The 12580-nt window shown below is 69.8% G+C and carries 11 protein-coding genes; 5 read left to right on the top strand and 6 right to left on the bottom strand.

The features are described from left to right. Positions 1-16: 16 nt before the first annotated feature. Together P6166_RS15995 and P6166_RS16000 are read right to left on the bottom strand one after the other, a co-directional pair. Positions 17-565: a DinB family protein gene (locus tag P6166_RS15995; RefSeq protein WP_277765433.1), complete on the bottom strand. Its 549-nt coding sequence runs from the start codon at positions 563-565 to the stop codon at positions 17-19. An 85-nt stretch (positions 566-650) separates the two neighbouring features. Next, on the bottom strand, positions 651-3431 hold the full coding sequence (locus P6166_RS16000; RefSeq protein WP_277765434.1) for an EAL domain-containing protein: 2781 nt from the start codon (positions 3429-3431) through the stop codon (positions 651-653). A 167-nt stretch (positions 3432-3598) separates the two neighbouring features. Here P6166_RS16000 and P6166_RS16005 point away from each other — a divergent pair, with 167 nt between their 5' ends. After that, entirely contained in the window at positions 3599-5701 is a 2103-nt protein-coding gene (locus tag P6166_RS16005; protein WP_277765435.1) for a PAS domain S-box protein, read from the top strand. A gap of 5 nt (positions 5702-5706) precedes the next feature. Next, a complete protein-coding gene (locus P6166_RS16010) occupies positions 5707-7473 on the top strand; it encodes an EAL domain-containing protein (protein ID WP_277765436.1) in 1767 nt (588 codons plus the stop codon). A 255-nt stretch (positions 7474-7728) separates the two neighbouring features. Here the strand turns inward: P6166_RS16010 and P6166_RS16015 are convergent, their stop codons facing one another. The 4 genes from P6166_RS16015 to flgA all read right to left on the bottom strand — a co-directional run bounded on the left by P6166_RS16015 (position 7729) and on the right by flgA (position 10454). After that, positions 7729-8940: an ATP-binding protein gene (locus P6166_RS16015; RefSeq protein WP_277765454.1), complete on the bottom strand. Its 1212-nt coding sequence runs from the start codon at positions 8938-8940 to the stop codon at positions 7729-7731. A 134-nt stretch (positions 8941-9074) separates the two neighbouring features. Then, entirely contained in the window at positions 9075-9401 is a 327-nt protein-coding gene (locus tag P6166_RS16020) for a flagellar protein FlgN (protein WP_277765437.1), read from the bottom strand. 5 nt (positions 9402-9406) lie between these two features. Further along, positions 9407-9718 (bottom strand): flagellar biosynthesis anti-sigma factor FlgM, encoded by a 312-nt coding sequence (gene flgM, locus P6166_RS16025; RefSeq protein ID WP_277765438.1) that lies wholly within the window; start codon positions 9716-9718, stop codon positions 9407-9409. 88 nt (positions 9719-9806) lie between these two features. Continuing rightward, on the bottom strand, positions 9807-10454 hold the full coding sequence (gene flgA, locus P6166_RS16030) for a flagellar basal body P-ring formation chaperone FlgA (protein WP_277765455.1): 648 nt from the start codon (positions 10452-10454) through the stop codon (positions 9807-9809). A 216-nt stretch (positions 10455-10670) separates the two neighbouring features. Here flgA and P6166_RS16035 point away from each other — a divergent pair, with 216 nt between their 5' ends. The 3 genes from P6166_RS16035 to flgC all read left to right on the top strand — a co-directional run bounded on the left by P6166_RS16035 (position 10671) and on the right by flgC (position 12579). After that, positions 10671-11609 carry a chemotaxis protein gene (locus P6166_RS16035; protein WP_277765439.1) on the top strand — a complete coding sequence of 313 codons (939 nt, stop codon included), beginning with the start codon at positions 10671-10673 and terminating at the stop codon, positions 11607-11609. 148 nt (positions 11610-11757) lie between these two features. Further along, on the top strand, positions 11758-12168 hold the full coding sequence (gene flgB, locus P6166_RS16040; RefSeq protein WP_277765440.1) for a flagellar basal body rod protein FlgB: 411 nt from the start codon (positions 11758-11760) through the stop codon (positions 12166-12168). 3 nt (positions 12169-12171) lie between these two features. Then, the gene (flgC, locus tag P6166_RS16045) at positions 12172-12579 is read left to right on the top strand and encodes a flagellar basal body rod protein FlgC (RefSeq protein WP_277765441.1); all 408 of its coding nucleotides are present in this window, start codon (positions 12172-12174) and stop codon (positions 12577-12579) included. Position 12580: the final 1 nt, after the last annotated feature.

The following is a 12580-nucleotide window of genomic DNA, read 5'->3' on the forward strand; positions in this document are numbered from 1 at the left end:
CCCACCGAAAGCGCGCTCAGCCCTGCCCCTGTCCCTGCTCCGGCAATAGCACCAGCAGGTCTGTTACCCCGACATCCACGCCCGCCTGCGAGAGTAGCGTCGTCACCTGCCCGCGATGATGGGTCTGGTGGTTGAAGAAGTGCGCCAGCAGGCCGAAGAAGTTCTTGTCGGCCTCCACGCCACGCGAGTTCGCGTAGTGCAGCACCACGTCCAGATCCGGTTCGCCGATGGAAGCGGCCCACGCGACGATCAATCCATCCAGCCAGCGGCGATGCGCCGCCAGCGTCGGTAAGTCGGCGAAGCGATCCAGATCGGAGAAATCCGGCGCGGGCATGGCGCGCACCGGGTCGAGCGCGGCATGCGCGGCCGGATGCCGCGCGAAGCGCTGCAGCCAGATCGTGTCGGCGATGACCAGATGGTGGAGGGTGCGCAGGATCGAGCCGAAGAACGCCCGCCGGTCGGCGACCAGCGCCGCCGGATCGAGCCGGGCGGCGGCCAGCAGCAGCTTGTCGTTCATCCACTGGTTGTAGGCCGCCATCTGGCGGACGAGATCGGTACGGTGCATGGCCGTCATTGTCGCGCCGGATACCGCGCAAAAAGAAATCCCCTCCGAAGAGGGGGTTTCATCTCGTCGCATGCGCGCCCCAGCCTCAGCCCGTGGCCAGCGTCAACCGCTGCCCCAACCGGCCGCCCACTTCGGCCTCGCGCAGCCACTGCGCCAGGTCGCGCGGCGCCAGGGGCCGCGAGTAGAAGTAGCCCTGGATCTCGTCGCAACCCTGCTGGCGCAGCAGCGCGTCCTCCTGCACGGTCTCCACGCCTTCGGCCACCACCTGCATGCCCAGCGCGTGGCCCAGGTGCACGATGGCCTGGGTCACCTCGGCGGTGTTGGCGTCGGCCAGCATGCCCTGCACGAAGCTGCGGTCGATCTTCAATCGCTGCACCGGGAAGCGGTTGAGGTAGTGCAGGTTCGAGAAGCCGGTGCCGAAGTCGTCCACCGCCAGCAGCACGCCGTTCTGCTCGAACAGGTCGAAGCAGCGGCGCAGCGCCTCGCTGTCGCGGATCAGCGCCGACTCGGTCAGCTCCAGCTCCAGCCGTTGCGGCAACCAGCCGTTGGCGCGGCATATCTCCAGCACGCGTTCGGCAAAGCCGCGGTCGCGCAGCTGCACGGCCGAGACGTTCACCGCGATGCGGCTGAACTGCAGGCCCATCTCGTCCCACAGCACCGCCTGGCGGCAGGCCTCGCCCAGCACCCAGTCGCCCAGGCGCACGATCTCGCCGCATTCCTCGGCGATGGGAATGAACTCGGCCGGGCTGCAGAAGCCGTGCCCCGGGCGGTGCCAGCGCAGCAGCGCCTCGATCGCCGGGGCGCTCTCGCCCGCCGTGGGCACCAGCGGCTGGTACACCAGCGAGAATTCCTCGCGGTCCAGCGCGCCGTGCAGCGCGTGTTCCAGCTCCAGGCGGCGCTGCGCACGCAGCAGCACGTCCTGGCTGTAGTAATGGAAGGTGTTGCGCCCGGATTCCTTGGCCGCGTACATCGCCGCATCGGAGGCGCGCAGCAGGTTATCGAAATCCTCCAGGTCCGGCGCCTGCAGGGCAATGCCGATGCTGGCGCTGACCTTGAGCGTGATGTGGTCCTTGCGCAGCGGCTCGGTCAGCGCGCCCAGCAGCTTGCGCGCCACGTGGCCGGCGTCCTCCGGCTCGGCCAGGTCGCGCAGCACCACCACGAACTCGTCGTCGCTGAAGCGGCCGAACAGGTCGCTGTTGCGCAGCTGCTGGTGCAGCCGCGTGGAGGCCAGCTTGAGCAGCGTGTCGCCGGTGGCATGGCCGAAGGAATCGTTGATGCTCTTGAAGCCGTCCAGGTCGATGAGCAGCATCGCCAGGGTCTGGCCGCGCTCGCGTGCCTCGGCCATGGCCTCCTCGGCGCGCTCGCGCAACAGGAAGCGGTTGGGCAGGCCGGTGAGCCGGTCGTAATGGGCCAGCAGCTCGATGCGCTCGTTGGCCTCGCGCTCGCGGCTGATGTCGCGGAACAGGACCACGAAGCGCGGCGGCAGGCCTTCGCGGCGGTCCAGCTCGATCAGCACCTGCACCCAGACGCGCTGGCCGGAGTTGCGGTAGAAGCAAAGCTCCAGCTGCTCGGGCAGCCCGCCATCGGCGATGCGCAGCAGCGCGGCCTCGAAGGTGTCGCGCGAATCCTGGGTGTACAGCGAGAGCGCCTGCTCCAGGGTGATCGGCTCCTTGCGCAGGCCGTGGATGCGGTAGCACTCCTCGGTCCATTGCATGCGCCGGGTATCGACCTCGATCTCGCAGCCGCCGATGCGGCCCAGCGCCGAGACGCGGTTGAGCAGTTCGGTGCGCCAGCGGATCAGCGCGTCGGTCTGGCGCTGCTCGGTGACGTTCTGCACCTGGCCGACCAGCCGCTGCAGGATGCCGTCGCCGTCGAACACCGGCTGCGCCCACACGCGCAGGTGCTGCGGCGGTTGCCCGGCCACGCCCAGTTCCAATTCGAAATGCAGCGGCTCGCCGAACTTGCGCAGGCGGCGCCAGGCGGTGCGCAGGGTCGCGCGGGCCTCGGCGCCGAGCTGGCGCAGCACGCCGCGCGCGCGGCGCGGCGGCGGTTCGGGCAACGCCAGCTGCCCGGCGAAATCCTCCGACAGCCACAGCCGGTCGCGCCGGCAATCCCAGCTCCAGCTGCCCATGCTGGCGATGCGCTGCGCCTCTTCCAGCTGCGCCTGTTGCTCGCGCAGCTGCTGTTCGAGCAACTTGTGCTCGTGGATGTCGGTATGCGTGCCGAGCATGCGCAACGGCCGGCCGTCGGCCGAGCGCGAGACCACGCGGCCGCGGTCGAGAATCCAGCGCCATTCGCCATCGCGCTGGCGCAGGCGGAACTCGGCGGTGTAGCTCTCCGTCTCGCCGGCCAGGTGCGCGTGCACGGCGGCACTGACACGCGGGTGGTCTTCCGGGTGCATCAGCTCCGACAGCGCGGCCAGGTTGGCCGGCAGGGTCTGCTCGTCGTAGCCGAGCATGCGTTTCCAGCGCTCGGAGCGGTACACGATGTCGGCGGCGATGTCCCAGTCCCACAGCCCGTGCTCGGCGCTGTCCAGGCCGATCTCCCAGCGGCTGGCCACCGCGCCGGCCGGTTCGGGAATGCTCAGGGTGAAGGCGATCAGCTCGCCGTGTTCGTCGCGCACGCCGCGCAGCCAGCCATCCCACTGGCCGCTGCCGCTGGGCAGCACGCAGGCAACCATGCCGCCTTCGCGGCGCAGGCGCTCGCGGTTGTCGGCCAGTTGCTCCACGTACAAGGCCAGCGTCGCCGGCAAGCCGAGCGATTGCGCGGCCGCATTCGCCGCCAGCGGACGCCCATGCGGATCGAGCACCACCACCGCGGAGGTGAGTGGATGCTGCAGCAAGCTTGCGATGACGCCTGGATCCACGCTGGGAAGCTCCGCTTCTCTGGCCCCCGGGGGACGGGGGGGACGTGATGGTTAACGGCCGTCCCGGGAAATAGTTGAGGCGGGCGCCCGCCGGCCGCGGGCCAGCCGCCCGCAAACCGTGACGGACGCACTAAGATGGGGCGATGCCCGCTGGCGCCCTCGCCCCCATGCCCGACGATCGCAGCCAACCCGCACCGCCCCCGTCGCTATCCGGCCAACGGCTGGCGCGGCGCCTGCGCACCGGCATCTGGGCGCTGACCGGCGCCTACCTCGCCCTCGGCCTGACCTGGCTGCTGGCCGGCGACACCCTGATCCGCCTGGCGCGCCCCGATGCGGCGCAGTTCCACCGCCTGCTCGGCCTGGACGGCGCGGTGCTGGTGGTCGTCTCGGCCCTGCTGCTGCACTACGGCCTGCGCCGGCTGGCCAACGCGCTGTGCAGCGAGCACGACACCCTCACCCACGCCATCGCCGCGCTGCACGAGAAATTCCATGCTCTGCCCGTGCCGGTGTGGGCGTATGACCTGCAGACCCTGCGCATCCTCGACGCCAACCCCGCCGCGCTGAGCTTCTTCGGCCACACCCGCGAGCAATTCCTCGCCCTGCGCCTGGACGCGGTATGGCCGGCCAGCGAGCAGGCCCGCTTCCACGAGGTGATCGAACACCTGCGCGCGCTGCCCGAGGAGAACTGCGTGCTCACCGAGCCGCTGGTGACCCGCGAGGGCCTGCGCGACGTCGAAGTGCGCAGCAGCCCGCTGGCCGTGCCCGGCGGCCAGGCGCGGCTGGTGGTGGCGATCGACCGCAGCGCCGAACGCCGCGCCGAGCGCCAGCGCGCCGAGCTGCTGCAACTGCTGGAAGAAGCGCAGAGCGTGGCCCGGCTGGGCTCGTGGGAGCTGGACCCGACCACCGGCATGGGCCGCTTCTCGCCGGAGGTCTACCGCATCCTCGCCCGTCCGCGGCCCGAGGCCCAGCGCTGGCACCGCTTCGAGGAACTGCTGATCGGCGTGGACCTGGTCACCCAGGTGCGCATCGACCGCCTGATCGATGACATGTGCGGCACCGGCACGGTGCAGATCGACGTGCTGCTGCCGCTGATCGCCGGCGATGGCCAGGCGCGCATGGCGCACCTGCGCGCCGAGAGCGGCACCGCGCCGGATGGCCGCCGCCGGGTGCACGGCACCTTGCAGGACGTGACCGAGCGCGAACAATCCCGCCGCCTGCTGCGCGAGCGTGAGGAGCAATTCCGCGAGCTGGTGCGGGTGCTGCCCGATGGCGTGATGATCCTCTCCGAGGAGCGCGTGATGTACGCCAACCCCGCCTGCGCGGGGCAGTTCGGCTATGCCGGCGAATCGCTGCTGGGCGAACCGCTCTCGGCCTTGGTGGCTGACGCCGACCTGCCGCTGGTGCGCGACCAGCTCGCCGCCGACATCCCGTGCGCCGAATTCTCGCCGGCCCGGCGCATGCGCCGGCGCGACCAGAGCCAGTTCCAGGCCGGGTTGTCGATCGGCGCGGTGCGCTACGGCGGCCGCGACTGCCAGCTGATGGTGGTACGCGACCTCAGCGACCCCGAGCGCATGCGCGACGCCCTGGCCGCCAGCAACCACGAGCTGCAGGCGATGGCCAAGCGCCTGTTCTCGCTGCAGGAGGACGAGCGCCGCGCCATCTCGCGCGACCTGCACGACGACATCGGCCAGGCCATCACCGCGATGAAGCTCTCGGCCCACGCGGCGATGGAAGAGGACGAGGCGGAGGCGAGGCGCGACAACCTGCAGGAGATCGTCGACCTGGCCGACACCACCGTGACCAAGCTGCGCAACCTCTCCATGCTGCTGCGCCCCCCACAACTGGATGCCCTCGGCCTGGAGGCCGCGCTGCGCTGGCAGGCCTCCACGCTGTTCCGCGGCAAGCCGCAGCGGCTGGAGATGGACATCCACGCGCTGCGCCAGCGCCCGAGCAACGAGATCGAGCAGGCGTGCTTCCGCATCGCCCAGGAAAGCCTGACCAACGTGCTGCGCCACGCCAGCGCCGGCGAGGTCAACCTGCTGCTGCGTGACCACGAACGCGGCGGGTTGTACCTGGAGGTCCACGACGACGGCGACGGCTTCGAGCCCGAAGCCCCGCGCGGCCTGGGGCTGGTGGTGATGCGCGAACGCGCCCAGACCGCCGGCGGCACGCTGACGATAGAATCGGCACCAGGCGCGGGCACCCGCGTGCGCCTGCACCTGCCCTACCAGGCCGCCGGCGAACCGGCCGCCCGCGACAACGGACGTTGAACCCGATGTGGAATCCCGCACTGCCGCCCGGACTGGATGCCAACAAACCGCAACGCCTGGGCGCGGGCAATCCCGAACTGCTGAGGCTGGTGGACGCCGCCGCTTCCGGCGGCACGCCGCTGATGCTGCTGCACGTGGACATCGACCACTTCGCCTCGATCAACGAGAACATGAGCGCGGAGGTCGGCGACCAGGCCCTGGCCCTGCTCGCCCAGCGCCTGCAGGCGCACCTGGGCACGCGCGGCCGGCTGTGGCGCCACGGCAGCGACGAGATGGTGATCGTGGCCCCGCGCAACGACGCCAACCTGTTGCCGGAGGATTTCGCCGAGGACATCCGCCAGCAGATCGAGCTGCCGCTCTCGGTGCTGCCGTATACGTTGTTCATGACCGGCACGGTCGGCATCAGCCTGTGCCCGGAACACGGCACGCAGCTGTCGACCCTGCTGGACCATGCCGAGGAAGCCAACTACCAGGCCGGCCGCGAAGGCGGCAACACCGTGCGCCTGTACGCGCGCAACTCGCCGGCCAGCGCGCACAGCGAGAGCATCATCGCCCGGCAGATCGTCGATGCGATTCCCCACGGCGAGCTGCGCCTGCGCTACCAGCCGCTGGTGAGCGCGCGCGACGGCCGCATCGTCGGCATGGAGGCGTTGCTGCGCTGGCAATCGCCCACGCTGGGCATGCTGGTGCCGGAGCGCTTCATGCGCACCGCCGAGCGCCTGGGCGTGATCGTGCAGATCGGCGAATGGGTGCTGCAGAACGCGATCAAGCAGGCGCGCCAGTGGCGCGACCAGGGCTTTGACGACTTCAACATTGCCGTCAACGTTTCCACCCTGCAGCTGCTGCGCCCCAGCTTCTTCAACGAAGTGCTGGCCAACCTGCAATCCAGCGGCGTGCCGGCCAGCGCGCTCACCCTGGAGATCAACGAAAGCGCGTTGACCAACAACGTCAACTTCGTCCACGAGACGATGGCCAACCTGCGCAACGAAGGCATCAGCCTGAGCCTGGACAACTTCGGCACCGGCGATTCCAGCCTGAGCGCGCTGGTGCGCTACCCGGTGGACCGGCTGAAGATCGACCGCAGCTTCATCAAGAGCGCCCCGGCCGGCAGCCGCGAGGCGGCCATCGCCCGCGCCATCATCGCCATGGGCCACCAGCTGGGCATGACGGTGATCGCCAACGGCGTCGAATCGCAGGCCCAGCTCGGCTTCCTTCGCCGCAACGACTGCGACATCTTCCAGGGCTACATGTTCGGCGAACCGATGTCGGCCGAATCGGCCGGCATGGCACTGCGCCGCCGCTACCTGCGCCCGGAATCCTTCGCCGAGACCCGCCCGGACCGCACGCTGTTGCTGCTGGACGACGAGGAGAACGTGCTGCGCTCGCTGGTGCGCCTGTTCCGCCGCGACGGCTACCGCATCCTCGCCGCCGGCAACGTGCGCGACGCCTTCGACCTGCTCGCCACCAACGACGTGCAGGTGATCCTTTCCGACCAGCGGATGTCGGACATGAGCGGCACCGAGTTCCTGGGCCGGGTGAAGATGCTCTACCCGGACACCGTGCGCCTGGTGCTGTCCGGCTATACGGACCTGGCGACCGTGACCGAGGCGATCAACCGCGGCGCGATCTACCGCTTCCTCACCAAGCCTTGGAATGACGACGAACTGCGCGAACACATCCGCCAGGCCTTCCGCACGCACGACGAACTGCGCAAGGGGCGCGACGGCGTCGGCGCCATGGGGCGCGATGGCGTGTTCGGGGATGAAGGCTGAGGCATTGCGTCAGCGACGCGTGCGCCCGACGGGCAGACACGGCCGCAGCTGAGGCCGCCCCAATCCTCGAATTCCTGGCATCCGCCGAGGCGATGTATCGGGTGACCGGGGGCAGGCCCTTTCCGGGACCGTAGGCGACATGGATGTCGCCTACGAGCCTCCATGGAGGGATTCACGGCGTGTCCCGGAAAGGGCCTGCCCCCGGTCGCCGTGCAGCCAAGCGAACGCCCTGCGCGAAATACCCAAAGCGCCGAATCAGGACTTAGGCTGCCGCACCGGCAAAGTGATCCGGAAAGCCGCCCCCTGCCCGGGCGCGCTCTCCACATCGATCCGCCCATGGTGCTTGTTGATGATGCCGTAGGAGATCGACAACCCTAGCCCCGTGCCACTGCCCACCGGCTTGGTGGTGAAGAACGGATCGAAGATCCGCTGCTGGATGTCGGCGGGAATCCCCGGCCCGGTATCGCGGAACTCGATCCACACCTGGTCGCCTTCCAACCCCGTGCTGACCGTGATCGTCCCGCGCTCGGTGATCGCCTGCCCCGCGTTGAGCAGCAGGTTCATGTACACCTGGTTGAGCTCGGAAGGCAGCGCCTCCACCAGCGGCAGCTCCGCGTACTGGCGTTCCAGCGTCACCTTGTACTTGAGCTCGTTCCAGATGATGTTGATCGTCGATTCCAGGCCCGCGTGCAGGTCCACCAGCTTCCACGACTCGGACCGGTCCGAATAGGAGAAGTCTTTCAGGTCGCGCACGATCCGCGTCACCCGCTCGATGCCCTCGCGCGACTCGGCCATCAACTGCGGCAGGTCGCCCGCGATGAAATCGATGTCCGCCCGGCGCCGGATGTCGTCGATCTCCGGGATCAGCGCCTTCGGGTCCGGCGCCCGCAGCGCCCGCTCGTAGGCCTCGATCAGCGTGAACAGGCTGCGCAGGTATTCCTGCAGGCTGCCCAGGTTGGAATGCACGTAGCCGATCGGATTGTTGATCTCGTGCGCCACGCCCGCCGCCAGCTGGCCGATGGAGGCCATCTTTTCCGATTGCAGCAGCTTGTCCTGCGCCCCGTTCAAGCGCATGTACGCCTGGCGCAGCTCGGCATGGCGCTGCTCCAGCTCGCGCTCGTAGTCTTCTTGCCCCTCGATGTTGTGGAACAGCGCCAGGAAGAACTCCTGGCCGATGGCCCCGTAGTGGTACAGGTGCGCGATCACGATGCGCTCGCCGATCGGCAGGCTGCCCGACCAGCTGCCGCTGGTGCGCGCCTGGTTGAGGGCGCCGCCCGGCAGCACCTGCGCGATGCGCTCGGCGAAGGTGCTGCCGTCCTGCGGATCGCGGCACAGGCTGGCGCGCGAGATCGCGTTGGCGAAGATCAGCTTGCCATCGCCGCGGAACAACAGCAGACCTTCCTGCATGCGTTCGCTGAAGGCGCGCAGGATGTCCTGCGACGGCAGCAAGGCGGGTTCGAAATACATGCGGTCGGGCACGGCGCTTCGCATCTGCTACGGCAGCCCAATATACGACGAAGGCCCACGGGCCGGGGGCCAGGGCCCCTGGCGGCGGGCCAGGCGATGGATCGGCGCGCCGCGGCGCGCGCGTGCGGCGGCCTTCAGGCCACCGCGATGGCGCGGCTGGCGGTGAGCGTGTCGCTCTGCCCGCGCGCGTCGTAGGCCGGCGCGCTCTCGGTCCGGCCGAGGTGGCGCAACGCCCAGTTGACCTCGCGGCGGCGGCGCGCCAACAACGCCCCGTTGGCGCGGTTGGCCTCGGCCAGCTCGCGCAGGCGCGCCTCGGCGCCCTCGGGCACCTCGCGCTCGAGCACGCGCAGCGCCTCGATCTTGTCCTGGGTGGCGCGGATCAACCCCTCGGCATCGTGGTCGATCAGGGCCTGGCGCTCACCCGCCAGGGCGTCGCCCAGGCGCTGCAGTGCATCGCTCATCGGGCTCATCCGCCGAGCTGCTGGTCCAGGTCGATCATGCGGCTGGCGATCGCGTCCGGGTTGATCTGGTAGGTGCCGCTCTGCAGCGCATCGCGCACCGCCTGCACCCGGCCCTGGTCGATCGCCGGGGCGGCCGACAGTTCCTTCTGCAGGCTCTGCAGGCCGGTGGCCTCGCCGGTCAGGCGCAGGCTGTCGCTGGCTTCGGTCGCGGCGACCGGGCCGGAGCGATCGCCGCCGGCCTGGGAAATCTTGCCGGCCACGGTGGCTGTCCGCAGGGTCGCGGCGGCGGGCAGGCTACCTTCGATCTTCTGGGTCATGGTGGTATTCCTCTACGGTTCGCAGGGGATAACGACCGCCTGCGGGGAAACTTTAGAAATAAATCGGGAAATTCCTGACGCCCCGGTCTCAGCGAGAGACCACGACCGCGCCGCTGTCGTCCACCACGCCCTGCACCACCTTGCGCGAGGAGCTGTTCTCCACCGAGACCCGCTCGTTCTGGCCGGCATCGCCCAGCGCCCGGCCGCTCATGCGCACCTCCAGGCCGTCGCGCCGGGAGACCAGCGCCACCGTGTCGCCCCGCCGCACGAGGCGCTGGGCGACCAGGTCGCTCGCCGCCAGCACGGTACCGGCCGGCAACACGCGTCGGGCGCTGCGCCCCAGCGCATCGGCCGGATCGGCCAGCACCGCGCCGACGATCCGCGCCGCGTCGCGCCGTTCGACCGTGATATCGGCCAGGTCCAGCGTTTCTCCAGCGGCGATGCCGCGGGTCAAGACCAATACGTCCTGCGTGCGGCGCACCTTGACCGGCACGAACAGGCGCCAGCCGGCGGCCTGCGGGCAGGCCACCTCCACGGTGTTGCCGTTGCCCGGCTGGGCCGACAGCGGTACCGGGCAGGCCGGCATGCGCAGGCCGGGGTCCAGCGTGGTCTGCGCGTCGGCCGCGTCCACGCCGAGCGCGGCGATGGCGGCGGCGCGGATGCTTTCCACCGGCTGGAAGCCATCGGCGAACGCCGCGGCCGGCGCGAGGGCCATCAGGATAAGGATCAAGCGAATGTGGCGGCGCATCGGCGCGCTCCAGGCGGAATGACGCGGGCGACGATGCAAGACCCGTGCCGCGCGCCGCGCGCCCTCGGTCGGTCCGCCTGCGTGGGAATGATGCCGTCGCCACGGCCGGAACGAACGACACGCCACGACCGAGCCGCCAGCGAATCGCCGAAGCCCCCAAGACCACCCCTCAAGTTCCCCACCGCCACAACCGATAACGCCTACATGTCACATGACCTGCTCAACCGCATCGACCAACGCACCCGCCTGGCCGGCCACAACCGGCTGGCGCTGCTGCTGTTCCGCCTGGGCGGCCGTCAGCTTTTTGGCGTGAACGTCTTCAAGGTGCAGGAAGTGCTGCGCCGCCCGGACCTGTTCCAGGTGCCCGGGCTGCCGAACGAGTTCGCCGGCGTGGCCGACGTGCGCGGGCGCTCGGTGCCAGTGCTGGACCTGGGCGTGGCCATCGGCCACCCCGAGCGCGCGCCCGGCAGCGAGGGCGCCCCGGCCTACCTGGTGGTGGCCGAGTTCAACCGCTCGGTGCAGGGCTTCCTGGTCAGCGGCGTGGAGCGCATCGTCAACATCGCGGTGGAAGACATCCACCCGCCGCCGGAACTGGGCGCCGAGGCCACCTACCTCACCGCGGTGACGCGCTTCCAGGGCGAGCTGATCCAGGTCATCGACGTGGAAAGCGTGCTGGCCGACATCGCGCAGATCGAGACCGACATCCAGATCGACCCCGCCCTGGCGCTGGAAACCGACCGCCCGCTGCAGGTGCTGGTGGTGGACGACTCGCGCGTGGCACGCCAGCAGATCCGCAGCGTGCTGGACCAGCTCGGCGTCGGCGCCACCCTGCTCTCGGACGGCCGCCAGGCACTGGACCACCTCTTGCAGGTACTGGCCGCCGGCGAGGACCCGGCCGAACGCTACGCCATGGTCATCTCCGACATCGAGATGCCGGCGATGGACGGCTACACCCTGACGACGGAAATCCGGCGTCACCCGGGCCTGTCGGGCCTGTACGTGCTGCTGCACACCTCCTTGTCGGGCGTGTTCAACAACGCCATGGTCGAGCAGGTCGGCGCGAACGCCTTCGTCGCCAAGTACAGCGCCCACGAGCTGGCCGAGTACGTGCTCGAACGCCTGCGCGAGGTCGCCGAGGCCTGATCCCGCGTTCCGGGAGACAGGCGCAGGGCCCGGACACCGGGTCTACGCCTGGCCCTCCCGCCCTCCCCGGCCACGCGCGGTGGCCGCCGGGCCGCTTTCTGGCACAGCTCTTGCCTGTGCTTCGGCAACGATTTGCCGGAGCCAGGCCGTGTCCAATCCGATCGCTTCCTATCTGGGCGTGCATGCCGACGCGCTACCGTTGCGCGAGCAGCGCATGCAGCTCATCGCCAGCAACCTCAGCAATGTCGACACCCCCGGGTACAAGGCCCAGGACCTGGACTTCAACACCGCGCTGAAGGCCGCCGGCGCCGCGCGCGAGGCCGCCAGCGGCGACGGCCTGGCCACCACGAGCGAAGGCCACATCCGCAGCGGCGAGATCGCCGGGCTCAACCCGTTCCAGATCACCCGCCAGGCCGACCAGCCGAGCCTGGACGGCAACACCGTCGACCCGGATGCCGAACGCGCCGCCTATGGCCGCGCCGCGCTGGAATACCGCGCCTCGCTCAGCTTCCTGGAGTCGAAGGTCAAGAACATGCTCACCGCGATCACCGGGTCCTAAGCCATGAGCAACCTGCCCATCTTCGATGTCGCCGGTTCCGCGCTGCAGGCGCAGTCCGTGCGCATGAGCACCATCGCCTCCAACCTGGCCAACGCCGATTCGGTGGCCGGCTCGGCCGAGGCGGCCTACAAGCCGCTCGAGCCGATCTTCCAGGCCACGCCCAACGCGCAGGACCCGAGCCTGACGGGGGTGAAGGTCAAGGAAGTCACCACCACCGGCGCGCCGCCGATCAAGCGCTACGAGCCCAGCCACCCGCTGGCCGATGCCGACGGCTACGTGTACTCGCCCGACGTGGACCCGGTCGCGCAGATGGTCAACCTGATTTCGGCCTCGCGTAACTACCAGGCCGGCGTGGAAGTCCTCAACACCGCCAAGGAACTGGCGCTGGCCACCCTGACGATGGGTCGATAGA

Source organism: Stenotrophomonas sp. HITSZ_GD (genome assembly GCF_029543105.1).
Lineage (GTDB): Bacteria > Pseudomonadota > Gammaproteobacteria > Xanthomonadales > Xanthomonadaceae > Stenotrophomonas_A.